The sequence below is a fragment of the Paenibacillus sp. HWE-109 genome (genome assembly GCF_022163125.1).
Lineage (GTDB): Bacteria > Bacillota > Bacilli > Paenibacillales > NBRC-103111 > Paenibacillus_E.
The window spans coordinates 3067385-3093421 of sequence record NZ_CP091881.1 but is presented as its reverse complement, the minus strand read 5'-3'; the positions used below and the strand labels follow the sequence as shown (position 1 = coordinate 3093421).

23 protein-coding genes and 1 pseudogene are annotated in these 26037 nt (G+C 44.4%); 22 read left to right on the top strand and 2 right to left on the bottom strand.

Going from position 1 to position 26037, the window contains the following annotated elements:
- Window positions 1-9 precede the first annotated feature (9 nt).
- The 8 genes from LOZ80_RS12705 to LOZ80_RS12670 all read left to right on the top strand — a co-directional run bounded on the left by LOZ80_RS12705 (window position 10) and on the right by LOZ80_RS12670 (window position 7594).
- Window positions 10-2097, top strand: a complete 2088-nt coding sequence (locus tag LOZ80_RS12705) for a cellulose biosynthesis cyclic di-GMP-binding regulatory protein BcsB (RefSeq protein WP_238171778.1) — start codon at window positions 10-12, stop codon at window positions 2095-2097.
- Window positions 2094-2948, top strand: a complete 855-nt coding sequence (locus LOZ80_RS12700; RefSeq protein WP_238171777.1) for a GGDEF domain-containing protein — start codon at window positions 2094-2096, stop codon at window positions 2946-2948. The genes LOZ80_RS12705 and LOZ80_RS12700 overlap by 4 nt, the downstream gene beginning before the upstream one ends.
- 545 nt (window positions 2949-3493) lie before the next feature.
- On the top strand, window positions 3494-4144 hold the full coding sequence (locus tag LOZ80_RS12695) for a TetR/AcrR family transcriptional regulator (RefSeq protein WP_238171776.1): 651 nt from the start codon (window positions 3494-3496) through the stop codon (window positions 4142-4144).
- Window positions 4145-4183: 39 nt separating this feature from the next.
- Window positions 4184-4549: a DUF4180 domain-containing protein gene (locus tag LOZ80_RS12690; RefSeq protein ID WP_238172973.1), complete on the top strand. Its 366-nt coding sequence runs from the start codon at window positions 4184-4186 to the stop codon at window positions 4547-4549.
- A 71-nt stretch (window positions 4550-4620) separates the two neighbouring features.
- Window positions 4621-5262, top strand: coding sequence for a formylglycine-generating enzyme family protein (locus tag LOZ80_RS12685; RefSeq protein ID WP_443147064.1), 642 nt, complete (start codon window positions 4621-4623; stop codon window positions 5260-5262).
- Between the two features lie 100 nt (window positions 5263-5362).
- A complete protein-coding gene (locus LOZ80_RS12680; RefSeq protein ID WP_238171774.1) occupies window positions 5363-6172 on the top strand; it encodes a putative protein N(5)-glutamine methyltransferase in 810 nt (269 codons plus the stop codon).
- Window positions 6173-6267: 95 nt separating this feature from the next.
- Window positions 6268-6921: a TetR/AcrR family transcriptional regulator gene (locus tag LOZ80_RS12675; protein ID WP_238171773.1), complete on the top strand. Its 654-nt coding sequence runs from the start codon at window positions 6268-6270 to the stop codon at window positions 6919-6921.
- Between the two features lie 76 nt (window positions 6922-6997).
- The gene (locus tag LOZ80_RS12670; RefSeq protein WP_238171772.1) at window positions 6998-7594 is read left to right on the top strand and encodes an NAD(P)H-dependent oxidoreductase; all 597 of its coding nucleotides are present in this window, start codon (window positions 6998-7000) and stop codon (window positions 7592-7594) included.
- Between the two features lie 11 nt (window positions 7595-7605).
- On the opposite strand, the gene LOZ80_RS12665 is transcribed toward LOZ80_RS12670, so the two are convergent.
- The gene (locus LOZ80_RS12665) at window positions 7606-8448 is read right to left on the bottom strand and encodes an alpha/beta fold hydrolase (protein ID WP_238171771.1); all 843 of its coding nucleotides are present in this window, start codon (window positions 8446-8448) and stop codon (window positions 7606-7608) included.
- Between the two features lie 102 nt (window positions 8449-8550).
- Here LOZ80_RS12665 and LOZ80_RS12660 point away from each other — a divergent pair, with 102 nt between their 5' ends.
- The 8 genes from LOZ80_RS12660 (at window position 8551) to LOZ80_RS12625 (ending at window position 15074) form a co-directional block, all read left to right on the top strand.
- Window positions 8551-9309 (top strand): MerR family transcriptional regulator, encoded by a 759-nt coding sequence (locus tag LOZ80_RS12660; protein ID WP_238172972.1) that lies wholly within the window; start codon window positions 8551-8553, stop codon window positions 9307-9309.
- Window positions 9310-9348: 39 nt separating this feature from the next.
- The gene (locus LOZ80_RS12655; RefSeq protein WP_238171770.1) at window positions 9349-10596 is read left to right on the top strand and encodes an MFS transporter; all 1248 of its coding nucleotides are present in this window, start codon (window positions 9349-9351) and stop codon (window positions 10594-10596) included.
- 30 nt (window positions 10597-10626) lie between these two features.
- A complete protein-coding gene (locus LOZ80_RS12650; RefSeq protein WP_238171769.1) occupies window positions 10627-11220 on the top strand; it encodes an HD domain-containing protein in 594 nt (197 codons plus the stop codon).
- Between the two features lie 85 nt (window positions 11221-11305).
- Window positions 11306-11731 carry a DMT family transporter gene (locus tag LOZ80_RS12645; protein WP_238171768.1) on the top strand — a complete coding sequence of 142 codons (426 nt, stop codon included), beginning with the start codon at window positions 11306-11308 and terminating at the stop codon, window positions 11729-11731.
- 40 nt (window positions 11732-11771) lie between these two features.
- Window positions 11772-12488 carry a Crp/Fnr family transcriptional regulator gene (locus LOZ80_RS12640; RefSeq protein ID WP_238171767.1) on the top strand — a complete coding sequence of 239 codons (717 nt, stop codon included), beginning with the start codon at window positions 11772-11774 and terminating at the stop codon, window positions 12486-12488.
- Entirely contained in the window at window positions 12485-12943 is a 459-nt protein-coding gene (locus tag LOZ80_RS12635; RefSeq protein ID WP_238171766.1) for a DMT family transporter, read from the top strand. Before LOZ80_RS12640 ends, LOZ80_RS12635 begins: the two co-directional genes overlap by 4 nt.
- Window positions 12944-13088: 145 nt before the next feature.
- A complete protein-coding gene (locus LOZ80_RS12630; protein ID WP_238171765.1) occupies window positions 13089-13988 on the top strand; it encodes a polysaccharide deacetylase family protein in 900 nt (299 codons plus the stop codon).
- A gap of 708 nt (window positions 13989-14696) precedes the next feature.
- Window positions 14697-15074, top strand: a complete 378-nt coding sequence (locus LOZ80_RS12625) for a VOC family protein (protein WP_238171764.1) — start codon at window positions 14697-14699, stop codon at window positions 15072-15074.
- A 103-nt stretch (window positions 15075-15177) separates the two neighbouring features.
- Here LOZ80_RS12625 and LOZ80_RS12620 read toward each other — a convergent pair whose 3' ends face one another.
- Window positions 15178-15543: a ribosomal protein L7/L12 gene (locus tag LOZ80_RS12620; RefSeq protein ID WP_238171763.1), complete on the bottom strand. Its 366-nt coding sequence runs from the start codon at window positions 15541-15543 to the stop codon at window positions 15178-15180.
- Window positions 15544-15644: 101 nt separating this feature from the next.
- On the opposite strand from LOZ80_RS12620, the gene LOZ80_RS12615 reads away from it, so the two are divergent.
- The 6 genes and pseudogenes from LOZ80_RS12615 to LOZ80_RS12590 all read left to right on the top strand — a co-directional run bounded on the left by LOZ80_RS12615 (window position 15645) and on the right by LOZ80_RS12590 (window position 26009).
- A complete protein-coding gene (locus LOZ80_RS12615) occupies window positions 15645-16028 on the top strand; it encodes a nuclear transport factor 2 family protein (RefSeq protein ID WP_238171762.1) in 384 nt (127 codons plus the stop codon).
- Between the two features lie 18 nt (window positions 16029-16046).
- Window positions 16047-16365 (top strand): annotated as a pseudogene (locus tag LOZ80_RS39490) (transposase zinc-binding domain-containing protein); the annotation flags it as partial.
- Between the two features lie 694 nt (window positions 16366-17059).
- Window positions 17060-18631, top strand: coding sequence for an FAD-dependent oxidoreductase (locus LOZ80_RS12605; protein ID WP_238172971.1), 1572 nt, complete (start codon window positions 17060-17062; stop codon window positions 18629-18631).
- Between the two features lie 212 nt (window positions 18632-18843).
- Entirely contained in the window at window positions 18844-22359 is a 3516-nt protein-coding gene (locus LOZ80_RS12600; RefSeq protein ID WP_238171760.1) for a hypothetical protein, read from the top strand.
- Window positions 22360-22615: 256 nt separating this feature from the next.
- Complete coding sequence (locus tag LOZ80_RS12595; protein ID WP_238171759.1) at window positions 22616-24259, top strand: 3-keto-alpha-glucoside-1,2-lyase-like domain-containing protein; 1644 nt, start codon at window positions 22616-22618, stop codon at window positions 24257-24259.
- 436 nt (window positions 24260-24695) lie between these two features.
- Window positions 24696-26009: an ABC transporter substrate-binding protein gene (locus tag LOZ80_RS12590; RefSeq protein ID WP_238171758.1), complete on the top strand. Its 1314-nt coding sequence runs from the start codon at window positions 24696-24698 to the stop codon at window positions 26007-26009.
- Window positions 26010-26037: the final 28 nt, after the last annotated feature.

Sequence of the window (26037 nt, the reverse complement as noted above, 5' to 3'; positions counted from 1 at the left end):
GTGAGCGATATGAAGAAAAGAATGTTGGGGCTCGCCGTTTTATTCGCATTGGTTATAGGCCAATATGTTTCTCCAATGGCAGTATCAGCTGAAGAGATAACCGCGGGAACGAAGCAGTATCAAACGAATTTCACGGAAACTTCGCTATCCGGCGGAAATACCTATATGCAGCAATTTTTTCAAATTGAGAATTACTGGCACGTAGCAAGTGTTGACGTTCACCTTGATTATAAGGTTTCGCAGCTCACTCAGAATGAGCGTTCCAACCTCACGCTAATGATTAATGGAACACCTTTTCACTCCTTTCGGCCAATCGAACAGGCTGTGGGTGGACAACAATTAACCGTTCATGTTCCACCTGAAATGATTGTGAAAGGTGTAAATTCACTAACGGTACAAGGGCATTTGGAGACGAGCTCCCCAATCGTACAAAATACGTGCCTTCCAACAGACACAAGGGATAATTGGCTGCAAATTGCCAAAACCTCGCGTATCGCAGTAAATTATACAACGGAATCGATACAATTAAGCATTCGTGATTTTAATCAGCATTTTATTGGCATGGGCACGGTGAAAGAGGGCCAGAATGCAATTGCTGTCCCCAAAGCGGGAAATCTGGCTGAATTAGAAGCAGCAACCTATGTGGTATCCGGGTATGCCAAGGCCAATCCGGTCACGGATAAGGCGATTCCACTCATCGAGTATAGTCCAGACAATGTGAAGGGCAAACAGACTGTTATATTGGTGTCACTATTCGATGATCTACCAGAAGACATGAAGTCGCTCGTGCAATCGAATAATCTTGAAAATACAGCATTGATTCAATTAATTAAGCAAGCAGATCACGACATATTGGTCATTACTTCGGCTGATGCAGGTTTGTTGGTCAAAGCTGGACGATTGGCTGCGAATCAGACTTTGTTAAGTCAAATTGACGCCGACCGCAAAGTTGTGGACAACACGACAGAAGTGGATACACCGACCGTAAATGTGAGTCGTACGATGACCTTGACAGAAACTGGAGATAAGCTGACAGGGGATAGGCACCAGGAAAAAGCTTATTTTATTTCCTTACCTGGAAACCGCTCAATTGCGGATGCCAGTAAGCTAAGGATTACATATCGCTATGCGAGAAACCTTGATTTCGACCGCTCCATGGTAACTGTTTTGATTAATGACACACCGATCGGCAGTAAGAAGCTATCCACTGAGCTTGCTGACAACGATCATATGGATTTGATCATCCCCAAAACGTTAAATATCAGTGGTAATTTTACGGTAAAACTGGCCTTTGATCTGGAACTTAAGAATACAAATTGTCTCGAAAACCAAGGACAAATGCCGTGGGCTTTCATTGAGAAGGATTCCATGCTTCAACTAAATACCAAAGATAAAGCAGATCTCTTGTTTAATAATTATCCTTATCCGTTCCTGAGGGACGGAAGCTACAATAAAGTAGCTGTCGTTCTGCCTAAAGATAAAGATCCATACATCTATCAAACCTTAACCAATTTATTTAATTTATTGGGACGTTACGCACAAACAAACACTGGAGAAGTTCTTTATTTCCAAGACAATGTTAGTGCGCAGCAGTTAAAAGGACGGGAAATTATCGCGATTGGCAGCTACAAGGATAATCAGGTCATTCGTGATCAAAACAACAAGTTATATTTCCGCTATGATCAGAGTGGCCGAGGCTTTGTTTCCAATGAGAAAATGAGTATCGATGCCAGTTACGGCACACGCATGGGGACTCTGCAATTGCTGGATTCGCCATACGAGAGCGGCTTCGGTCTCCTCGCTGTAACCGGCAGTGAATCTAAGTACATGTATTTGGCATCGAAGCTGATCGGTTCGGAAGGCACGTTATGGAAAGTGTTTGGAGACGGGGTAGTAACGGATATAGATGGCAATATCCATGCGTTCCGTTTCAAAAAAGAAACGGCTGCCGAATCATCGAACGTGTTGACAGATGTGCTTGAACGCCGTGATGTGCTCGGCTTCATGACTGCTGCACTGCTTGTTGCTTTGTTGGTTCTCTTATCACTCATCATGATGATTCGTAAATACAACAAGAAACGGGGCGATCGTCGATGAAGCGCTCTAGAAGCAGTGTCATATCGGATGGTGCATTCCTGCTGCTGATTCTTGCCTGTTTTGTCAGTATCGTCTTCACGGCTGGCAATCCAAACTTGTATATTCAGAACATCATCTTCTTGAATCTTGCTTTTCTAATCGCTGTCGTTACCTACTTCACTAGTGTAACTACGGGGTTGATTCTGAATATATTGTTCATCTTCGGTTATGGGACATTTACGCTATATCAAACCGTTGTAGTGGGTGGGCTTATTGGGACACAGAATTATTTCTGGCTCATTATGACGCCATTATTTACTCTGGCAACTTGGTTGTTAACCTTGGGAAACAGACAGCTCCAGCAAGAAAATGAACAGTTGGTTAAGGTGAATGAATCACTAGCGACGGTTGATGCCAGGACAAGTTTGAAAAACACCCTGTCTTTTCAAAGCGATGCCTCGGTATTCATGGCTTTGTCCGCTCGGTACAATATACCTTTAACTTTACTAGTTATTAGTGTAAAGTACTGGGATGAAATTCGGCGCATGATTGGAGAGGATCAGCTTCTGGAAGCTGTACATGATCTGTCCAAAATGAGCCAAATCAGCATCCGTACGAATGATTCGCTCTATTTGCTTAATAAAGAGAATCCGATGTGGGGCATGATATTGTTCACAGATCTTCCTGGTGCGATGATCGTCATTGATCGGTTAAGAAGTCGAGTCGACGAACGGAATCGGGACGAATATGCGCAAAAATATCGGGTCGAGTTGATTCTGAAGATGGGAGCCGTCGCTTATGACGCCGAACAAATCTCGAATCCGCTGGAGTTTATTGCATTGGCGAAGAAACAGGTCGAATATGATGTTTGATGTAGGAAATTAGCTGCCTTCTGGCAGCTTTTTTTTACAGACTTTATATGTTTTTGGGATGAGAGATGCTTACCTCTTATTTATAGAATAATAGCCAGAAACGTCAAGCCGCGATACTAGCAAAATGTGTCAGGATAGCGAGTTGGAGGGAACTACAGTACGCTATAATTCTGAAAACCTCAATGTTCCGCTTCAAAGGGAACTACGATCCGCTACTGCACCATTTCCCGGTTGAAACGGACAGTTTCCGCTTAAATAACGGATCTCAGTTCCCATTCATGCTATGTTTACCCCAGTTCTCGCCATTTAGCGGATCATAGTTCCTTTTCACACGACGCTCTCTGTCATTGTAAAGCCCAAAGGGGAACTAGGATCCACTAATTGTTGAAAGCGGCTATGAAGCCGCTCATCACCTAGGGCGGCAAAGCTGCTTTTTTTATTTTAACTTGACAAACGACGTGTTGAACGTTAAGTTTTATTTATTCCGACCGTACAGTATAAATAAAACGAGTGGTATCTTTTCATCAGAAGTGGAGGCACTATTCATGCCCAAAGTAGGAATGGAACCTAAACGCAGGGCGGAGGTTATTAATGCAACTCTCACCTGTATTAGTAAATTTGGAATAGATGGCATGACTTTGGATAAAGTTGCTGAACATGCAAGCTGCTCTAAGGGAGTTGTGACGTACTATTTCAAGAATAAGGAAAGCTTAATAATCGAGGCTTTCAAATCCTTCTTGAGCTACTACGGTATGAAGATCAATGCCGAAATTCAGCAAACAATGACCCCCAATGAGATGATAGAGCTCACACTCAAGCATATTCTCCCACCTAATAATCATGTGCAAGGAACCATCAATGTCTCAGATCTTGAGGGTGTTGAGAACATGTTCATCCCGCATGAAGATCAAGCCAAGCTTTTTCTTCATTTCTTCTCGAGAGCTGTTTTGGATCAGAAATTACAAGAAGTTGTAGCTGCAGTTTATCACAAGGAAATATACGGTATTGCGAGGATTTTTGATTATGGCAACAAGCTGGGAAGTATGAAGGTTGATGATTCAGTTAGCGCAGCATACGGCCTCTTGTCGATGGTAGTAGGATTGAGTTTTTTTAGAGTGGCTAATATCCAGCCGATGAATCAGGGAGATAATCGCTATATTGGCGAGGATTATGTTCAAAGGCTGATCAAGCGTTAGCGAAGCAACAACCGATAATGGAAAACATGGAGGAAGATGATGAAAATAACGACTATCAAAGAAAATGATGTGGAAATTGCTGTTGTGACTAGCAGTGAAATCTTGATAACGGATGTGCAATCGGCCTTGGATCTTATGGCAACTATTAATTATGAAACGGGTTGCAACCGTATTATTTTGCCTAAATCAGTTCTGAACGAAGATTTCTTTGACTTAAAAACACGCCTTGCAGGTGAGATCTTGCAGAAGTTTATTAATTATCATATCAAAATGGCCATCGTCGGAGATTATTCTGGCTATGCGAGTGAGAATTTGAAAGACTTTATGTATGAGAGCAATAAGGGAAAGGACTTTTTTTTCCTGTCAACGGATCAACAAGCGATTGATAAATTGAGCAGACAGTAGCTCAGCAAACAAGGATGAAAGAGGAGGAAGGATGATTGCCAAATACCGCGCAAAGCTATTTTGATTATCCGATGGTACCAATTCAAGGCGGGGCAGTAGAATTAAGGGACGATAGAACCAAAAAGAAGTGGCAGACTAACATTCAACCCTTCCTGCTTGCACCATTTCCTGTTACTGCGGGCATGTATTCAGCAATCACTAGTAAATCAGCCTACTCAGCAGAAAGAGATCATATGCCGATAGTTAATGTGTCTTGGCACGAGGCTGTTATTTTCTGCAATTTACTTTCCCGGAGGGTAGGATTGAAGGAGAGTTATACGATCCAAGGGGAAGACATTATCTGTGATTGGGAAGCGAATGGTTATCGTCTTCCTTCCGAAGCTGAATGGCAATATGCTTGTAAAGCAGGCACAACAGGATATAGGTATGGAGAAGTTGAGCAAATTGCTTGGTATAATGAAAATTCAGAAGGAACTAGCCATGAAGTGGGACAGAAGCAGCCAAATCCTTGGGGGCTGTATGACATGCTAGGGAACGTCTGGGAATGGTGCTGGGATGTTTACGATGAGAACGTCTACGGTTCTTATCGCATATTTCGCGGAGGCAGTTGGGCCGAGGAGGCGAGGGGATGCGGGGCCACATGCCGGCGGCGCAGCCACCCGACTTTAAGTATTGATGACCTGGGATTTCGTCTGGCTCGGACTCCGGGTTAACCGATATCGGACCCTGAGTGTGAAATGAATAAGGACAGAAAGAATGACTATAGCTAATCTTTATTAAGCAGATTTCCTAGACGTTTGTTATCCTATTCATATGATAAATAACAGTTCGATTCAAGAGAAAATGAAATGGCAGATCGATGAGACGATCATCGTCAGCAGGCTGCGGGCCGCGGGTTGTGTGTTTGCCGAGGATGAAGCCCGGATGCTACTATCAGCAGCATGCAGCCCAGACGACCTCATGGCCATGGTGGACCGTCGATCAGCAGGCTTGCCGCTGGAGCACGTCATCGGCTGGGCAGAATTCTGCGGGCAACGAATTATGGTGGATATTGGCGTCTTCGTTCCTCGTCACCGCACAGAGTTTCTTGTTCTACAAGCTGCTTTGCGTGCTCATTCAGGAGCCGTTGTCGTTGACCTATGCTGCGGTTCGGGTGCGGTCGGTACAGCATTGTGTACCACTGTGGAACGGATCGAGCTGCACGCCGCTGATATCGACCCGGCTGCTGTAAACTGTGCGCGCCGCAACCTCGCTGCCGTCGGAGGTAATGTATACGAGGGTGATCTCTACGATGCGCTGCCAGCCAAGCTGCGAGGCCGTGTCGATGTGTTGGTTGCGAATGCACCTTATGTGCCTACCTATGCAATCAAGATGCTTCCTCCGGAAGCCCGCATACATGAGGCGCGGATGGCGCTCGATGGGGGTGAGGATGGACTGGATATTCAGCGCAGAGTGGCGGCTCATGCACCATTCTGGTTGGCACAAGGCGGCTGCCTGCTAGTCGAGACTAGTCTGAGACAGGCGCCTCAGACCGTCCAGATTTTCGCGCAGAGTGGATTGATTCCACAGGTGGCTCGATCGGAGGAACGGGATGCAACTGTCGTAATCGGAACGATGCCTTGATCTTGAACGTTTGCAATCTATTGGTTGACAATATAGATTAGTTATCTCTATAATTTTGACTACTATCAAAGTCAAATTAAAAGGTGAATAATGAGATGTCTCCTAGAACCAAAGAGCAAAACGAAATCATTCGCAAGCAGCGAAAACAAGAAATTTTACAGGCGGCTATCCGCGTTTATGTCGATAAAGGCTATGTCGCGTCTGAAATGAGCGATATCGCGAATCAGGCAGGGCTTGCACATGGCTTAGTTTACTATTACTTCAAAAATAAGAAAGCTTTGTTCCGCGAGTTGTATGAGTATATGATGGAGGAGTCCAAGCAATATACGAAGACATTTTTCCAGCAAGAAGGCTCATCTTATGCGTTGTTCGAAAGCTACGCACGAATCGTCTGCGAGCGGGTTTTGGAGAATCCTGTCACGCAGCGTTTTTATATGCGAATCAGCCTGGACGTGCATCACTTGTACACGCCAGAAGAGTTTTCTCCATTTGAGTGGATTAGAAACTTCATGTCTCAGATGACATTGGCCATCGAGAAGGGCATCCAACAAGGCGCGATTCAGCAAGGCGACGCTAATTTGATGGCTGTGCAATTCTGGGGATCTGTCTCTCAGGGGATGAATTATTTGGATCAAGTCCAACAGGAGCTGACAGCGCAAGGAATTCCCGATGCGGATAGGAAAGATCAGCTTAAGACGATATTGGATCAAGTTGTAGAATCGGCGATTTCGTTATTTAAGCCTAAGTAATTTTTTTTGCTTTTTATATTGACTTATATGTCAATCAAAAATAAGATGGGATTATGAAGTGAAAGGAGTTAACGTAATGAAAATATTGGTTATTGCAGCTCATCCTAATTTACGTGAGTCACGTGTCAACAAACGCTGGGTAACGGAATTGCACAAGTATCCTGAGCAAGTAACTGTGCATGAATTGTACGCAGCTTATCCAGAAAAAACGATTGATATTGAGCGTGAACAGGCATTGATTGCAGAACATGATCGCCTAGTGCTTCAATTCCCTCTACAATGGTACAGCACACCGGCTATGTTGAAGCAATGGGTGGATGACGTATTTACAACGAGTTGGCTGTTTAGTCACGGAGGCAAGAAAGTAGCCGGCAAAGAACTTATTCTCGCAATATCAATCGGTGGTGTAGAAGCGACCTATCAGGCTGGAGGCTTGATCGGGTACACGATCAGCGAACTGATGCGTCCTTTTCAAGCCTTGGCGAATCAAATTAATCTGACATTGCTTCCACATTTTAATTTGTACGGCGCGGTTAAGGCAACGGATGAGGAGATCGAAATCAGTGCTGCACAGTATGCCCAATATATTTTGACCCCTGAACTCAATCCTCGAATTGCTTGGAAACGAAACCTGGAAGCTATGCAAAAAACAGTGATGACAGAGCAGAAGTAAATCTTATTACACTACTTGGTAAGTAACCAAGGTCGCAAGATGGGCAAAACGTTGGCGGCTTGCATGGCCTGTGTATGATCAAGGCCCTCAAGAAGTGAGACATCCCAACCAAGAGCTTCAATCTCCTCACGCCGCGTAATGAGCGGACCAACGATGTCCACTTCCTGATCACCCCAACGTTTGCCATAATGAATCTTGTCAGATGAACCTGCAAAGCATAGACGTGGGCATGTTATCATGGTTTGTGCCTCTAGATCGCTGAAATCTTGGAGTACCTGATATAAGGTGACGAACTGCTTGGTCTGAGCCACAGTCATTGTTATTTCAACTCGGGACCAATCAAAGTCAGTTGAAGCGTTGTTCTGGGCGGTGTTCGAAGACTCAATCGTTGAAACGGACAACTGATGCGTCGCCCTGGTGACGCTCAGCATTTCACGGTAGGGACCGTCGATTGGCGGGAAACCACCCATGACAAGGGCTGAAAGCCGACGAGTTCGAATCGCCAACTGCATGCCACAAAGAGCAAGCCATGAATAGCCGTAATAGGCAAAATTCTCTGCATCTGCCGTATCGGCAATGGACAGAAAGTCGATAGTAATGTTGTTCGGTGTTAGTGTATCGGGTTTAGCAAAACTCAAAACATGACCTTCATAGTCGAAGGCAATCACACGAAATTTATCGCAAAGACCGTCTATCAGAGAACGGCCAAGGGCAGGATCTACGCCCCATTGTAACATCTCCTCGGCTTGTGGCCCTTCGATCGGAAATGGATTTACCGGAAGCAGCAGGTTAGGTCCATCCCCTTTAATCTCAACATGTATCCAATTGCCATCGTGCATTTTTACATTCAACATTTCGAATCCTCCCCTTACTTTAATCTTTGGATTTAAGGTTTGCATAAATCGAGAGTTTGGGGTAATTTAAAGTTGCAAGTGATTAAATCAAGGAGTGAATGGATGCGATATTACAGACCTGTAGATATTGCCAAAGAGCTTCAAATAAGCACAAGTGCTTTAAGACATTATGAATCTTGGGGAGTCGTCCCATTGCCTGAACGAAGTGATAATGGGTATCGTCTCTATACCAAAGTTCATTTGGTCTATTTTCGCTGTCTTCGTGCCATGCTGCCCGGCTTTGGTTTCACACTTACTTATGATGTGCTTCGTGATATTCAAAAGGCAGATATGGACCATGCATTTTGGCTTGTTAATGCCGAACAAGCCAAATTACATGAGGAAAAAAGGGCTGCTGACCAGTCGCTTGTACTGCTTCAAGACCCCCAATTAACTGTTTTCAAGGATAGGAAGCTAAATAAATTGATGACTATTGGTGAAGTGGCCGCAATAACCAATGTTCAATCCTCAGCCATTCGCCATTGGGAAAAAGAAGGACTTCTCAAGCCAGAAAGGGATCCTCGTAATGGATACAGGTTTTATACGCCCGTTCATGTGAGACAAATTTTATTGATCAACAATTTGAGAAGGACTGTGTATTATTTAGGCAAAATGAAAGAGCTTGTCCAAGCTGTAGAACATCAAAGCATTGAAAAGACGAAAGAAGTTACTGAACACGCTCTCATTCGCATTAATCTTCGCAATAGGCAACAATTGAATGGGATTCATAAGTTGATAGAGTTATGTATGGAAGTAGGTCTAGCAGGCAAGATTGAAGAGCCGTTTTCCAAACCCATTCATACCTTTCATAGCGAGCACTGAACATAATCTTATTAAAACAGCAAGAAGAAAGGCGCATCCATGTGGACTTATACAGTAGATATATTTCGTGATTTATCTCCTGGCGTGAAGCGATTCATCGCTACGGAGAGCTTATTTGGCATCGGTGTGGGCATCCTCAGCCTTATCCTAAATTTACACCTTCTAGAGCTAGGCTTCTCCAAGGGCGATGTCGGCAGAATAACATCGTTAGGCGCATTGACGATCGGCTTGGCTAGTCTGCCGGCTGGTTTCATCGTGAAGCATGTGGGGCGCAAAACGATGCTCGTAACAGGCATGCTCTTGGCATTCCTGTCATTGACGGTGTTCGGATTCGCAACCAGCCTTGGTGCAGTTACCGCTGCGCAGGTCATCTGGTCGCTTGCGATCACAGCCATCGTGAACACCGAAATTCAGTTGATTTTCCAATATTGCCGCAGCAAGAAAGAAGAGACAAGCGCTTATTCTTTGCTGTTCGCCGTTTTTACATTTTTCACTGGCCTTGGCACATGGCTCGGCGGCTACTTGCCGGATTGGCTGCATGGCCAAACTTCTACCTACCAGTCAGCGTTCTTCGTTGCTGGTGGATGTCTGGCGCTCTCAGGTATATTACGCGGATTGCTGCTTCCATCTACACATGCCAGGGTGGGGGATGCTGGCGAGACCCGCGGCGTACAAGGAGCGAAGCCTTCGAACCAGGCCAAAAGGGGGCATGCGATCTATTTCCTATTGCTGCTCTCGTTGTTAATATTCAATTCAGGCTTTACTTATGGACTGCTAAGTCCCTTCCTGAATGTCATTCTGAAATTCCGCTTTCAGATGGAGGACGGCAACATTTCCGGATTGCTTGCATTGTCTGGATTTTTCTTCTTTATCGGTTCCATTGCTATGCCGTATATCGTAGAGCGATGGGGTAGCCGGAAAACATTCGTGTTCCTGTTTCTGTATAACATGGTGGTCGTTGCCTTGATGGCGCTAGCTATGCCAGCGTCGCTATTCGCGATATTGCTGCTTATTCGCGGGACGGGATTCACTATGCTGAACAATTTGATGGATAGCGAATGCATGTCGGCAGTGGCCGAAGAAGACCGCAACTTGTTCGCAGGTATGCGGACGGTCTCACGCAGTATTGGCAACACGATTGCTTCTTTTTGGGCAGGCTATATTTTGGCTGGAAATCATTATTCGCTGCCTTTCGTTCTTACGGCGATTGCCATGCTGGCGGGTTATGCTGTGTATGCGTGGTTCGTACAGGGCATGCTGGATAAAAGACTGCGAGATCAGTCATGACGCAAAGTAATTTAGAAGGAGACTTTTGAGATGGATACGGAACGAGTTAGACAACAAATCGAATTTATTCGCGAAATTGATGGGTTGAAGCACGTGCTTCGTCAATCTTACCTAATGAACGGCTCGCGGCGCGAAAATGATGCTGAACATACCTGGCATATAGCCGTGATGGGATTATTGCTTAAAGAACATGCCATCGATCAGAATTTGAACTTGAAGAAAGTCGTTCATATGCTGCTTATTCATGATCTGGTCGAGATCGATGCTGGAGACACTTTTGCCTATGATGTCAAAGGGTATGAAGATAAATGGGATCGGGAAGTAGCGGCTGCTAAACGTATTTTTGGGCTTCTTCCTACGGATCAACAGACCGAGTGGATGGACTTATGGCTCGAATTCGAGGAAGGTCAGACGACGGAAGCCAAATATGCTGCTGCAATGGATCGACTTCATCCTGTGCTGCATAATTTCTATACGGAAGGCATAGCCTGGAAAGCTCACAAAGTTTCGGTTGGCGCGGTAAAGAAGAGGGTCGCTGTCGTCGCTGAAGCTGCTCCTGCATTAGGACAATTTGTCGCGAATCTGCTTGAAGAAGCAGTAGAAAAAGGTTATCTATTGCCATAGATTGAGGACATATGTCCTTGCCCTAAACTCAGGCACATCGTTAAATAAGAGGAAGACGTGCCGAGAATAAGGGAGGCTTATAAGAATGAAAGGATTTATATATGCTTGTTTGGGCGGAGCATTCCTGACATTGCAAGGTGCAGCCAATGCGAACATAGGTGAACGAATCGGAACTTGGCAAGCGGCCACACTCACCCAAGGTACCGGATTCGTAGCGGCCTGGCTGCTTGTTTGGCTGATTCGCGATAGATCTTGGCGGGATCTCAAGCAGGTGAAGACTGTTTATAAGTTAGGCGGTGCTTTGGCAGCCTTCATCCTGTTCAGCAACATCACGGCGTTTCACCGCAATGGCGCAGCTTTGACGGTGTCGGCAGTGCTAATTTCTCAAATCACTGCGACCATTTTGATGGAAAAGAAAGGCTTGTTTGGTCAAGCTCCGCTTCGATTAAGATCAGCGCAATGGGCCGGCGTGGGGTTAATGGTTATTGGCATTCTTTTGATAACCGTATAAAGGTTGCAATCGATACGCTGTAGAGGAGGGAGCGCTTGAAATGAAAGAGCTTATAGACATGACACGGATTAGTCGCTATTTAAGTGAATTTGGCTTAGAAAAAGTTTTCCCAGAACCGCTGAGGCAGCATATGAGCTTATACCGGTTTGAACCGGATGAAACACTTATTTTGCAAGGCGAAGAATCCCAAATTCTATTTTTGCTGGTGCAAGGAAAAGTTAAAGTATATACAACCTCAACAGAAGGGAAAACGTTGCTGATAAATTTTACAACTCCTTTAGGGCTGATCGGGGAAATTGAATGTTTGAAGGGGTGGGAGAATCTAAACACCGTAACTGCGGTATCCGCCGTAGAGACGATCGGTATCCATAAGCGCTGGTTAAGCCAGTATAGGGAGGAAGCACCCTTTCTGCGCTTTTTGCTAGACATGGTAACCCATAAATTCTACTTGAAGTCGATTTCACTTAGTTTCAATCTGCTGTATCCCGTAGAAGTCCGCTTAGCCAGCTATTTGTTGTCGATTTCTTCTGAGGATGAGAATGAGATACAAGCAAGCATAAGCGTATCCAAATTAAAAGATACGGCGAATCTGATCGGGACCAGTTACCGGCATATGAACCGAGTGCTTCAAAGTTTCTGTTCGGCAGGATTCGTTGTGCGAAGAAGTGGAACACTCGTCGTGAAAGACCGACTAGGGCTAATCACGGTAGCTGGCCGAAATATTTATGAGAGTGCTGAAGGGAGGGAGCATCTATGATAGTGGGCATCTTGATGGCATTGGCCGCTGGTTCTTTGATAAGTGTTCAAACGATGTTCAACAGCAAAGTTAACGAAGCTGTAAGCTCTCAGACGACGACTGCTTTGGTATTGGGAATGGGTTTTGCAGCTTCCTTCTGTATGGGAGTGCTGTTTGAAGGAGTAGAATTTTTTGCATTAAAGCCCATGCAAGCATGGTTCTGGTTTAGCGGATTATTAGGAATTGGCGTTGTGACGTGTGTAGTTAGGGGCGTAAAGCTGCTAGGAGCCAGCAATGCGATCTTACTTGTCATGGTTTCTCAGCTGATCTGTGCTTTGTGGTGGGATTCCGTAGGCTGGTTCGGCCTGGAGACAGTTACTCTTACGATGCAAAAAACAATAGGAGTGACTGTTTTAATCACTGGTCTGATCCTGTTCAAGGCAACGCCTAAACGTTTGAAGACAGTATCAAACTAAATATTTAGGTCACATGATCTTCGAAAACTGTACGTATGCAGGTTATGACAGCAATGGTGGTTGGTATTGAGACGTTCTAATCGCTGAACCTATGAGTATATTGTAGGGATGGTTTTTTGGAGCTTCTTGGGGAGGTTGATCTCGAATGCCCACTTACTTCCTACTATTGCTTCTCCTCACGGGGGGCTGGACACTGGCGGAACAGCAGGAGAGTCCATTGGATTCAATTTGTTCGCCTTCTACTGTAAGCGCACCCAAAGTTTCGCCAATGGCTAAGAAATCGATTCATTATACGAATAAGGCTCTGTTTTTAACGTATCATCATCTGGATGATCAGGAGTCTTTCATCACGATAACACCTAACAAATTTAAGCAGCATTTGCAGGTATTACAAGATAATCAGTATAATGTAATAACGATTGAAGATTATGCTTGTTTCCATGCACATCGGAAGGCGTTGCCTCCGAACGCGGTTGTCATCACATTTGACGACGGGTATCGTTCTTTTTATGAGAAGGCGTATCCGATGCTCAAGCAGATGGGGTATCCAGCGACCAATTTTGTTATTGTGAGCGATGTTGACTCCGACAATCCCTCATTGCCATTCCTAACCTGGCCTCAAATTGTTGAGATGAAACGCGATGGCTTTAGCTTTTACTCGCATACATATGATCTTCATCAGAAAAAGCGTGATGAAGCAGGCAATTTAGTGCCTCCGTTAACTAATCGGATCTACTTGCCAAAGGAGCAACGAATGGAATCGGAAGAAGAAAAACGGCAGCGAGTGGGAGGAGATTTGCTGTTGGGTGAGGCGCTGCTGAGAAGCAAGCTTCACAATCAGCTCTCGCTTCTCTGTTTCCCATTAGGGGAATACAATCAACCAGTTATAGACGACGCCAAACAGCTTGGATTTTCTTTGTTTTTAACAACAAGAGAAGGCATTAACACAGGCAGCAGCGAAGAAATCACCCGAATAAGTGCGGGGATGCCTTATGTATCAGCAGATATTTTGCTCAAAAAATTGCTGCAATATGATCAGAAATAGTCAAGGTTAACAAGAAGGATGTGACTTCCCAGTGAAAAGGATAATCATCTGGTCATGTTTGATCTTTTTTTCGATTGTCTTGACTGCACTATCACTAGCAACGGAATACCCTTTTTCAATACCAAGATCAATTCTTGCTATTGAATTTGGCAATGCTCGTGTCGTCCCGCTTACATCAGATGCTAGTAAATTGATTGGGAGACGAGGACCATCTGAACAACAACTTACTACATATCTGTCTCAGAATGGCTGGAGGCACAAGGCAACACTTGACACCGTTATCAGCTACGAAAAGGACAATATTACTTTAAATGTCTCCTCTCGTTTCCAAAAAGGATACTGGTGGTTCGTTCTAGACAGATCCCCCCATTGCGAGAGCTCTTGATCTAAAGATGTAAAGGAGGTAAGCTTCATTTCTTCAAATAAACAGTTGTATATCGGGTTCATCTTCTTCCCCATTATCATTATTTTAAATGCCGTGGTCATCGTTGGCACACCTCATTCGTTTGTTAAAATTATGAATTTAATTTCAATTGTTGCGGTGGCAGGGGCTCTGGGGGCTTTCATCAGAGAAATCTTTGTTCGGAGAGAAAAGGGGAGAGGGGAAGATAGTTGAACTAGTTGAAAATATTTTGTATAGTAAACATGCCTGCGAAATATTGACGTTTGGGTACATCAATCCAAAATTAAAGAAATGGAGACTAACAAATGATTAATAAAATCGGACAAGTTATGTTATATGTGAATGATCAAGATGAGTGTTTGAAATTTTGGACAGAAAAAGCAGGGTTCAGCGTAGTTGCTGAGGAAAAAAACGAGTATATGAGATGGATTGAAATTGCTCCAACTAACGATGCTCAAACGAGTTTTGTGCTCCATAATAAGGCCGTAATTGCAAAAATGCAGCCTGAATTAAATCTTAGTACACCTTCGTTATTGTTTTTCTCAGACGAACTTGATTCCTTATATCAAGATTTTAAGGACAAAGATATCACTGTCGGAGAACTGGTAACTATTCCATCCGGAAGAGTATTCAACTTTGCCGATAATGAAGGAAATTATTTTGCTGTTTTGGAAAAAAAGTAATGTAAAAATCACATAGTTCAGTTCTTCCGGACGATGAATCATTATCGTCTTTTTTCCATTTTCTATGGCATCGCCACCAGACTCATTTCTACTTATCGGCTAATTAACGATTTCTCATAGCATCTACGTAATCTTTGGCAGCTTTCAAAGAAAGGCCAGCGGCATCTCTTAATTCTTTGATGGCCTCAATCTTCTTGCCACCTGCCAGTAGAACCTGAAGCCGCTGCTCTAATTCCGGGGCAAGTTCCAAAGCATAGAGAGGTTTAGCGTAAACGGAAGCAGTAGAAGTAGAAGTAGAAGAAGCAGCAGAAGCTGGCTTCTTGGGTAGGGGATAGGTTTCCGGTCGACCCTCCAGTCGTTCAATATCATATTTCAGCTCATTAATGCGGGCTTGCTGGCCTATTAGCTTAATCATTAGAATTATAGATATCAATAATGAAATAATGGCTATGATTTCTGCTCTTTCCATCTAGTAACCTCCTTTTTTATCTTATATAATAACTTATATTCCCAGATAGTCAAAATAGTCCGGCGTTTATCGATGCCAATAAATGTGAGAGGAGTAAGACCATGAGTAGTGAAAAGAACAAGGAAATCATTGAAAATTATATTGAGGCTTACAATTCTTTTGATCTACAAGGTATGGTTAAACTTCTACATAAAGACATTCTGTTTAGGAATTTTTCAAATGGTACAATGGACACAGAAACCAGAGGAATACAAGAATTTGGTGAATTGGCGGCAAAATCATCTAAGATTTTTTCTAGCCGTCATCAGACAATTACGCAATACCATGCTGAAGGTGACACAACTGAAATACTTATTGATTATGAAGCCATATTGGCCGTTGATTTGCCTAACGGGTTAAAGCTTGGAGACAAGCTTCAATTAAAAGGGAAGTCCGTATTTGGGATTCACGAAGGGCAAATATCATTAATTGAGGATTACAGTTGAGCTTGGACTTTACGCTTTATTCGTGCTTTCTTTGATGAGAATCAGCACTGGGAAGCCGTTAAAAGCAGGCAACGCCAAAAGATACGTCCCGTAGTGTTGAAAGAAATCCAAAAATTTCGAGATTGTGGAGACCCTAACAAAGGGTTTAACCTGCTCGCATATGAAGGGTGCCACGATCTTAAGGTGGTGCCCTATTGGTGCAATGGACGTTTCTGCACGGCGTGTTCATTCGGAGAAATGGAAGAGTGAAGCAGATATTTTGTCAGAGGACGTATATCAAGTCAACCATCGACATGTCATCTTGACAATCGACGAAGGTCTAAGAGACATGTTGTTGGGTTGGGGTGAGTGAAGCTTGCCCAGCAGGTTCGGAGTTATAAAACAAGCTATTTGTCAGAAATAAGATCCGCTAGCTTGCTATCGCGCGGAGATAAGGGAACGTCACCCGTGATATTGGAGAAATATGTCATGATAGCGAGTTTGAGGGAACTACAGGGCGCTATTATTCTGAAAACGGCTATATTCCACGCCAGAGGGAACTACGATCCGCTATTTCACCATTTCCCGGTTGGAATCAGCAGTTTCTGCGTAAATAGCGGATCTCAGTTCCCTTTCATGCTACGTTTACCCCAGTTCCCGCCATATAGCGGATCATAGTTCCTTTTCACACGACACTCTCTGTCATGGCAAAGCTCAAACGGAACTAGGATCCGCCGATATTGTTGAAAACCGTTATGAAGCCGCTCATCTCTTAGGGCGGCTTCATAACGGTTTTCTTAATATATAAGAATTTATAAGTTTTTGGGTAAGCGAAGCTTACCCTTATTTAATTACTCTCTAATTGGAAGTTATTACAGCCATTAAAGGAACTAGAAAGTGGATAAAGGAAGCTGCGAAGAGACTTAGCCGTATGAGAATTACAAAGAATAAGAAGTTCTGCTAATTTTGCAACTTTAAGAAGATACCCTGCGTCTATTGAATTAGGATTAATTAAACAAAAATGGATTAAGGAGGGAAACAAAATGGTGAATATGAAAAGAGATATACGCGCAGATATTGCAATTATTGGCGGAGGAGTAGGAGGGTGCGCTGCAGCACTAGCCGCCTGTAGGATGGGAAAGAACGTATACATGAGTGATGAATATGACTGGATTGGCGGTCAGTTGACGAGTCAGGCGGTGCCGCCTGATGAGCATAAGTGGATTGAGCAATTTGGCTGTACACGAAGCTATCGCAAGTTTCGCAATCAGGTTAGAGAATACTACCGTCAACACTATCCGTTATCGGAGTACGGGCGTTCGGCGTTCTATTTGAATCCCGGTAACGGTGGGGTAAGCCGGCTGTGCGCCGAACCGCGCGTCACGCATGCCGTATTACAGGAGATGTTTGCGCCATTCGTAAACAGTGGGCAACTTACCATTCATACACGTTGTAAAATCATAAAAGCGTATAGACATGGAAATGAGATCCAAGCGGTTACCGTCAAATGTGAGAATGGGGAGAAGCTGACTGTCCACGCGTCTTATTTTCTTGATGCAACAGAATGCGGGGATTTACTGCCGCTTGCGAAAGTCGAATATGTAACTGGGGCAGAATCGAAATCAGAAACACACGAGCCCCATGCCCTGGAAGGTCCCTCAGATCCTCACGATATACAAGCTTTTACTTATTGCTTCGCGATGGATTACTTCGAAGGTGAGAATCATGTCATAGATAAACCCAAAGATTACGAGTTCTGGCGCTCATTTCAAGCACCATTCTGGCCGAATCCGCAGTTGAACTGGGTATCGCCTGATCCCAAGACGCTGGAACCGACAGAAGAAACGCTTTTTCCCGGTACGGATAAATATCCTTTATTTATTTATCGCCGGATTGTGGATCGAGCAAACTTCACAACCGGGACATATCCGTCGGATATTTCGCTAGTCAACTGGGCCCAGAACGATTACTTTCTTGGCAATATCTACGATGTGCCTGAGCACCTAGCCGAAAAGCATCTGCATCAAGCGAAACATCTGAGCTTTTCTTTGTTATACTGGCTGCAGACGGAAGCGCCACGGCCTGACGGGGGAGCCGGTTATCCGGGACTGAGGCTGCGTCCGGACGTCGTTGGGACGACCGATGGCATGGCCCAGGCACCATATATTCGGGAATCGCGCAGGATTAAAGCGGAATTCACGGTTTTGGAACAGCATATAAGCGCAGCAATAAGAGGCGATCGAGGGGCCGAAGAGTTCCCGGACAGCGTAGGCATCGGATGTTACCGGATCGATTTGCATCCGAGTATGAGGGGACGCAATTTCCTCGATATCTCATCGTTGCCTTTTCAAATCCCATTAGGGAGTCTGATCCCCAAGCAGGTTACCAACTTGCTGGCTGCGTGCAAGAATATAGGAACAACTCATATTACCAATGGCTGCTACAGGCTTCATCCGGTTGAATGGAACATCGGGGAGTCCGCAGGCTTTACAGCTGCTTTTTGTTTGAACCAAGGCTTGACCCCGAGTGAGGTTCGCGTCAACGCAGCAAAACTCGGCGAACTACAAGCTTTACTAACAGCGAATGGTATCGAACTGACATGGCCTAAGATTGGGGCTGTGTAACCTATCAAGTGTGTACATGTAAACTTAAAAGATCGTTTTGTTTCTAACCTTAACAGGACTGAAACGAAACGATCTTTTCGCACTTTCGAGAACGATGCCATGTGTGGATGTCAAATGTTTTTTAAACCAAATTATGGTAATATAAATATAATCAATGGGCACCGAGAAACGAAAGGCAAGGAATTTTCCGCGAGATGACGAGGGGGGAATTTGTGTTCAAAGCTGCTAAGACACCAACACATACACATGCAGGACCTGCCGCTGCAATGAATCTGCAATCCCAAGAGGCAGTTGATACGAAGGAACAAGGAGTATCCACTTCGATATCCTCAGGAATGCCTTTAAGTCCTGCCACTGTTATGCAGTTGCAACGAACCGTGGGCAATCAAGCCGTCATGCAGTTACTGAGGCATCAAAGCAATCAATCTCCTAGGGCAATAAACAAACCTATGGTCAGTCGATCAGCTTCAACTGACGGACCTAAGCTGCAGCGTTCCATAGATAAGTCTCCAGATCAATATTTCCAGGAGCAGAGCACGGATGTTATTCCCGATGACCTATTAAAAAAGTATTTGTACCAATATATGTGGGAAATTGCTGTCAACACTGAAAAACAGACATATAAACAAGCCATACTTGAAGCCACGAAACGTTCACCTAATCAGAAATCAAGTATTCTTGCCACATGGGACCAGCTATTGTCCGCTTTTCATAACTATGACCTCCAGGGTGCTATCAGTTTGCTGAATCAACTCATTGAGGTGACGAAGGATGCTTTCAGCTTGCCTCTCCCACCCGTCGATAATAGTAATTCCAAAGATGCGAAACACCGTGCACTGATTGTCCAAGGCGCACATATGCGGGGAGACATGTATGGCGTCGCTGGCGCGTTGGCTCTTCGTCCAGACTTGAGTGTCGTCATTCTTTCAGATTTCGCGCATTATGGAACGGCTAAAATGATGGAAAGCTTCTATCAAGGGTTGATCGGTGAGAAACAGAACGTCTACATCTTGCATGTACCCAACGCCAAGAAAGAATATAATGAGGGTTTTATCAACAACAAAAAAGATTGGATAAACACAAGAGCTGCGGAATTCGAAACTTCAACAAAAGAAGAAAACAAAGAACGAAAGTTCGCGTCAATGGAAATTACGTCAGAAACGAAAATAATTAGTGAAAACTTTGACAAGAACATCAAAGGATCTTATGCCACGATTAAAGACAAATGGTTGGGTAAAGCTGATTCTCACAAAGAAGCTGAACTCCAAAAATGGCTGGAAGACAAGATGCAAATGCCCCCAGGCGCGTACGCGCTGTTATGGATGAAACAAGGTGAGCTTACGCACCCTCATGCACATCACTATACAAGTGAAGGAAGTCAGCAAAAACTTATTAAGGATATAAGGAAATCGGGAAGAACGCCGGTAAATATCGGGGATCGAATAGGGGAGGCAACGGTCCCCGATTTAACCGAGTTCTGGAATCATCCCGAGTTTCCTTATCAGAACGAAGGACGCAAAGGGCAGCTTCGCATGCTCCATTATTTAGCTCATTCGGGACAATATGATGTCGTGAGTGTGGGGATGCGCAGCGGTATTCTGGAAGGCCCGGCACTGGTTGGCATGAAGGTTATTTTCATGGAGGAAGAAGGCAATGATCAAGCTGCGAGATGGGAAAATCTGATTGGCACCTTGCCGAGTCTCAAACGTGTTATTCTCGATGCGCCGCCGGGACTGGCTGAGAAGAAACTTTGGATTAATAACATCCTATGGAGAAATCATAAAAGCGAAAAACTGGGCGGCATGAAAGTGATTGAGCATCTCGAGGATTGTTCAGGACTTAAGCACAATGACATCGCCAAAATACTTCTCGACTGTACACACTTGCCGGATGCTGAGAATCCGTTGATGGACATGGTCAATGTGGCTAATAAAGATGAGATTCGAGAAAAAGTTCACCTTTTATTAGAAGCAGCTTCACAAGAAATGAATGAAGAATATGAACGAAACTGGAAAGAAGAGATGTTGGGAGTTGTTACCGCGGAGTCGAAAGAAGGGATGAACAATAGCGAGGTTGGGGTGCTCAATCATCTATTGACCTCCTGGGATGAGCCCGTGGCAGCGAAGGATTCAATGTCAGAAGCGGAATATTGGAAGAGAACACGCCGTAGCAATACCAAAGACCCCAACTTCAACTGGGAGAATGAGAAGAGGGACCAAACCCTTGAACGCAAAAACAAGCAACTGCAAGCACAGCTGGAGGAGAAAGGTTTAGGTCTCGTTCTGAAGAACAGAGATCAAATCGCCGAATTTAGAGTCGAACAGTCGGAATTCGAAGAAACCGTTTTAATGAAAGAGTATAGGGATAGACTCAGTAAGGAAATCTTCAGACTTATGGATTTGGCGGTCGAATCAGAACATAAAGCACTTATGAAAGCGCTGCTCCTTGAGGATCAGGTAAAGTCTCAACTTGGAACCGTCGAATACGAATCGAAACGCTTGCTTTCTGCAGATAGAGAAGACCAGGAAATTGTATTTTCTTTATTCAATGATCCGATATCCGTACTTGTGAATGTTTTTAAATATGATGCCATGATAGCTAAACTAATGTTGGACAAAACGAATAACAATCTGCTTGCAAGTTATAATCTGATCCGCCTGCATACGAAAAACTTTCCTTTTCTTGATAAATTCAAGGATGCAGCTATTTCTAAAGATCCAATAGCTAGCGGTAAGCAGAAAAACGTGTTTGGGTTAGCCGATTATGATGACTTGGTCATTGGGATTATGAATCGCGATGATAGCTTCAAAATGCTTTGTGGCGAGCTCAGTATTCTCCATGATATTAAGCAAATTGATCCCCAATTGCCTATAGTTGACATTATCGGAATTACCGTACATGGAGATCTCCCGGCTGTTATTATGAAGCGTTATGCTGAGCATTCCAAAGATTTCGTCAAGGTCAAGGACTCGGATCAGTTAAAAATGCCCAAGCATTTGAATGTTTCAAGTATTCAACAAATTATTGAGATGGAAAATAGAATGATCGCGGCAGAGATTCGCATTTCCGATTTGCAATTTCTAATTGATGAGCAAGGTCGAGTTGTTCTTGCTGATCCAGGTGGACTTGTTAAGCAATATGCGCCTTCCAAAAATGAAGAAGGTGTTATCGACAATTTATTAGCTACCAACATTGACAAATTATTGCGAGAAAAAGGAATTCAAGATCATGTCTGGGATGAAGTTGAGCTTGCTCAACAGATAAGCGAGCTAACTAGCAAAAAACCAAATGACGTTAGAGTGAAGTCAATTATCGACATTCTAAGCAAGAAATATGATTATAAAATTAATCTAGACAGTTCTCTAAAGTATGCTAGTTTGGCAGCACCCAAATTGGCAAAAGCGTCACAATCCAAGACAACAAAAGCGGGAAATAAAGGAAATGCTCAACAGAATTCTGGTGCTTCACAAGTTACTGCTACCACTCCGTCTCGCGTTTTAAGCAGCGATGAGAAACAAATTATGGACGTTTTGAAAAACAAAACTGACACAGACTATATGGTTGCACTGCCTGATGGCTATGGGGATAATGAGATTTTACCTATTTTTGGTATAAACACAGTCCAATTTGATATTGCCTGGAAATCATTGAAGGACGACAGGAAAGTTTCCATAACCAAAGTTGGCATTTCACTGAGCACAAAAGAAAAGAATAAATTAAAGAAATGATTGCCTTCTTCCTTAACATTGTGGAGGGATCGTAAAATTGTCCACCTAGTTGTATAACTAAACGCTGAAAGTTCGAGAAAGCGTAATAATGTTCACCAAATCTGTGCCGATTATAGGTTTTGGGACGGAGGAGGGGGCATTACAATATAAAAAGTAAGCCCTTACATTTAGGCTGTCGGAAGGAGGGACACGATTAGAGGCCGCTGATTGGAGCACGTTTGTACGACTCATGTTGTTAATCTAGGAGGGAAATGAAATGTTTAAAAAGAGTTTAGCTGCCATGTTAGCTATGGTTAGTCTCCTGATTATGATCGGTGCAGTTCCTGCCTTCGCCGCCAATGGTCCGATTACTTGGGGTTCTACAGTAACGGTGACGAACATCAACACATTTACCGATGGTGGCACGGATGCTAGGGGCATTAGTCCTGGTACGTTTGGCTCGGAATATCCGCGAATGATCAAACTAGCTAATGGCGACTGGCTTGCTGTCGCGGCGATCTATGATAACAATGGTTACACCAAAGTGTCATGGGGAGGTACGCGTCAGCAGGTGTTTCGCAGTACGGACAACTGCCGGACATGGAGCTTAACGGCGACACTTTGGGAGGATGGACGGGACTTGGATAACGGCCAGTTCGCCCAACTGCCGAATGGCGATATTTTACTTGCGATGCGTTCTGTTCGCTGGCAAGAGTCTTACCAACTGAAAGTGTACAAAAGCACGAACGGAGGAAGCAACTGGAGCTACTTGAGTACGATCGATGAAAAAAACGGTGCGCCAGGCTCTCTCGGCAATCCGGACAAAGGGGTCTACGAACCGCATATGGGATTATTAGATGACGGTTCATTGGCTGTCATGTATGCGAATGAGAAGCACGTTACCGAGAATCCGTCGTACAGTCAAATTATTTCGGAGAAAATTTCTACCAACGGAGGCGCAAGTTGGGGCAGCGAAATCTATGTGGCGTGGGATCCTGGCAATGCTGGTGCACGTCCTGGCATGCCTGTATGGACGAAGATGGGGAATGGCCAGTACATCGTATCTTTTGAAGTATGCGGCACGCAGAACTGCAATATATTTTACAAAAAAAGCAGTGATGGCAAGACATGGGCAAGCGGCATTGGTACGCAAGTGTCGACGAACCAGCATGGCGGACCTTACCTTATTTCCTTAACGGATGGAAGGCTCGTGCTTAGTTCGAATTCGAATGTGATATCCATGAGCAATGATTATGGAAATACTTGGTACAATAATGATGCACCAGCCTTTGGCAACACGTTATGGGGAGCCATCTATCAGACGGCATCCAATGAAATTGCTTTTATTGATTCCGTAGACCGCAGTGTTGGCGGGCACAATGTGCAAATCAGATTTGGCGCACTGACTACGGCGTACACCAACGACTTTGCTGCGAACGATAACGGTTGGGTTCGCTTTGGCGGAACATGGAACGTGGGCAGCGGAACGTACAATCTGACATCGAGCAGCGCAGATAAATCGATTCTTACGCCGTACCCGTCTGGCCGCAACTATACGCTGGAAGGGGATATTAAGCTCAATAATGCCGGGCAGGGAAGCCTGATCTTCAACGTGACGAATCCGTCAACGGGAGCCGACAGCCTGCTCGGATATGGAGCGGGTATTGATTCAACAGGCTCAGTCTGGTTGGGACGCTTCAACAACAGCTGGACGCAGCTAAGCTTGGTCAACACCCCGATCGCCACGAATACCTGGTATCATATGAAGGTCGTTGTGAACAACGGGAATATCAAAGTATATGTTGGCGATATGACAACAGCGAAGATCAGCTTCAATGATGCTGCTTATGCAAGCGGCACGATTGGAGTTCGCGGCGGCTTCGGCAATAGTGTGAGCTTTGATAATATCAAAGTGAATTGATTCATGCTGAAATAGACAAAAAGACTGTCAGGACATATTAGTCCCTGACGGTCTTTTTTTATTAGAAGGGAAGAAGTGAAAGCTCGTTCCATTGGATTAATTCCAATGCAACCTTGCACCCAGCCCTTTGAGGGCTGATTTCATTGGACAAACTCCAATGAAAAGAATACCTGTGTCCTGCTGCTAAGTATGTTGGACCCACATGCTTTGCAACCTGAAGTCTACTCAATCTTACTTTTGACACCCTATCTTAAGATCGTCTACTTTTGGCACATGCGTGTCTCGGACAGACCTTAAATTTGTTCCCAAAGATAATTTTTTTATCGGTTTAGGGGGAGCGCTAATCGATGTAAAGTAATAACCAAGGAAGCCCTTACACGATTATGGAAAGGCTTTCGCAAATCATAATTCAGCAAGAGAGAGGGTTGTAAAGACAATGAAAAAAAAGTTAACTAGTATGCTAACGGCAAGTGTTGCGCTTGCGTTGGTAGTTTCAGGCTGCTCGAGCACAAAAGAAAGCGCAACCAATACAACGGGTGCCACAGCGAAAGAGACAACCAAAGCGGCAGAGAGCAAATCGACCAGTCCTGTTGAAATTACGTTTTGGAATATGTTTGGCGGTGGCGAAGGCGATTTCGTAGATCAAATTATTAAAGGCTACAATGATTCTCAAAAGGAAGTGACTGTCAAGCAGCTCCGCCTAGAATCCAATGAGTATTATGCGAAGCTCAGCACAGCTCTATCTTCCTCCAAAGGGCCTGACGTGGCCGTGGCTCACGTTGACCGCATTTCTCCGTTCGTAAAAGCGAAGCAAATCGTACCGGTCGACCAACTAGCGACAAAGGTCGGATTTGATTTGAAACAGATTTCGGAATCCAATATCAAAAGTGTCTCTTATGATGGCAAACCTTATGCCGTGCCGTTAGATACACATTTCCATATGTTTTATTACAACAAGGACTTGTTGAAAAAAGCGGAGCTGTTGAACGACGATGGAACGCCTAAACTGGGCGATCTTACGCCGGATGGATTCAAGAAAACATTGGCCCAAATTCATGCCAAAGTACCCGATGTGCAGGCGCTTGCGGTGAATACCCCTTATTTCCAAGAGCCTTTCCTGAACTTGTATTATGAAGCGGGCGGCGATTTGTTGAATGCGGATTTAAATAAAGCAGCTATTAACAATGTTAAAGCGCTTAACGTATTGAAGTTTTATATGGATCTGTACAACAACAAATACAGTGATTTGAATGACAAAACCCCTTGGGATTCGTTCCACAGCGGGAAAGCGGCTTTCTGGTTCGGCGGCGTGTGGGAAGCCGGACTCTTGCTGAATGATAAAGCGCTCAACATTGGCGCCATGCCACTGCCGGCTATTTTTGGCAGTCAGACGCATTGGGCAAGTTCTCATCTGCTCGTCGTACCATCCTATGTTACGCCTGAGAAACAAGAAGCTGCTGCGAAGTTCATGAAGTATTTCTCGGAGATTGGCGGAAAAACGTGGGGCCAAGCAGGACATGTACCAGCCAACAGCGTGGTTACCAACAGCGATGAGTACAAAAAACTGCCGTATCGCAACTTCTTTATTGAAGCTCAAAAAACGGTGAAGTTCGCGCCAAAAACCGATAAATATACGACAATTATTACGACGGTATCAGAATCGCTGCAAAATATTATTTTCAGCAAGCAAACGCCTGAAGAAGGCCTGAAGATGATGGAGAAGCAAATCAACGATATTATTGCGAATTAAGTTAATCAGCAAGATCAGCAAGAAGCGG

Coding starts and splice junctions, on each gene's coding strand:
- LOZ80_RS12685 (WP_443147064.1), top strand. CDS start 4,621: ATGGTACCAATTCAAGGCGGGGCAGTAGAATTAAGGGACGATAGAACC.
- LOZ80_RS12595 (WP_238171759.1), top strand. CDS start 22,616: ATGTTTAAAAAGAGTTTAGCTGCCATGTTAGCTATGGTTAGTCTCCTG.
- LOZ80_RS12690 (WP_238172973.1), top strand. CDS start 4,184: ATGAAAATAACGACTATCAAAGAAAATGATGTGGAAATTGCTGTTGTG.
- LOZ80_RS12645 (WP_238171768.1), top strand. CDS start 11,306: ATGAAAGGATTTATATATGCTTGTTTGGGCGGAGCATTCCTGACATTG.
- LOZ80_RS12650 (WP_238171769.1), top strand. CDS start 10,627: ATGGATACGGAACGAGTTAGACAACAAATCGAATTTATTCGCGAAATT.
- LOZ80_RS12640 (WP_238171767.1), top strand. CDS start 11,772: ATGAAAGAGCTTATAGACATGACACGGATTAGTCGCTATTTAAGTGAA.
- LOZ80_RS12655 (WP_238171770.1), top strand. CDS start 9,349: ATGTGGACTTATACAGTAGATATATTTCGTGATTTATCTCCTGGCGTG.
- LOZ80_RS12620 (WP_238171763.1), bottom strand. CDS start 15,543: ATGGAAAGAGCAGAAATCATAGCCATTATTTCATTATTGATATCTATA.
- LOZ80_RS12680 (WP_238171774.1), top strand. CDS start 5,363: ATGATAAATAACAGTTCGATTCAAGAGAAAATGAAATGGCAGATCGAT.
- LOZ80_RS12665 (WP_238171771.1), bottom strand. CDS start 8,448: ATGTTGAATGTAAAAATGCACGATGGCAATTGGATACATGTTGAGATT.
- LOZ80_RS12695 (WP_238171776.1), top strand. CDS start 3,494: ATGCCCAAAGTAGGAATGGAACCTAAACGCAGGGCGGAGGTTATTAAT.
- LOZ80_RS12635 (WP_238171766.1), top strand. CDS start 12,485: ATGATAGTGGGCATCTTGATGGCATTGGCCGCTGGTTCTTTGATAAGT.
- LOZ80_RS12590 (WP_238171758.1), top strand. CDS start 24,696: ATGAAAAAAAAGTTAACTAGTATGCTAACGGCAAGTGTTGCGCTTGCG.
- LOZ80_RS12660 (WP_238172972.1), top strand. CDS start 8,551: ATGCGATATTACAGACCTGTAGATATTGCCAAAGAGCTTCAAATAAGC.
- LOZ80_RS12675 (WP_238171773.1), top strand. CDS start 6,268: ATGTCTCCTAGAACCAAAGAGCAAAACGAAATCATTCGCAAGCAGCGA.
- LOZ80_RS12705 (WP_238171778.1), top strand. CDS start 10: ATGAAGAAAAGAATGTTGGGGCTCGCCGTTTTATTCGCATTGGTTATA.
- LOZ80_RS12615 (WP_238171762.1), top strand. CDS start 15,645: ATGAGTAGTGAAAAGAACAAGGAAATCATTGAAAATTATATTGAGGCT.
- LOZ80_RS12670 (WP_238171772.1), top strand. CDS start 6,998: ATGAAAATATTGGTTATTGCAGCTCATCCTAATTTACGTGAGTCACGT.
- LOZ80_RS12625 (WP_238171764.1), top strand. CDS start 14,697: ATGATTAATAAAATCGGACAAGTTATGTTATATGTGAATGATCAAGAT.
- LOZ80_RS12630 (WP_238171765.1), top strand. CDS start 13,089: ATGCCCACTTACTTCCTACTATTGCTTCTCCTCACGGGGGGCTGGACA.
- LOZ80_RS12700 (WP_238171777.1), top strand. CDS start 2,094: ATGAAGCGCTCTAGAAGCAGTGTCATATCGGATGGTGCATTCCTGCTG.
- LOZ80_RS12605 (WP_238172971.1), top strand. CDS start 17,060: ATGAAAAGAGATATACGCGCAGATATTGCAATTATTGGCGGAGGAGTA.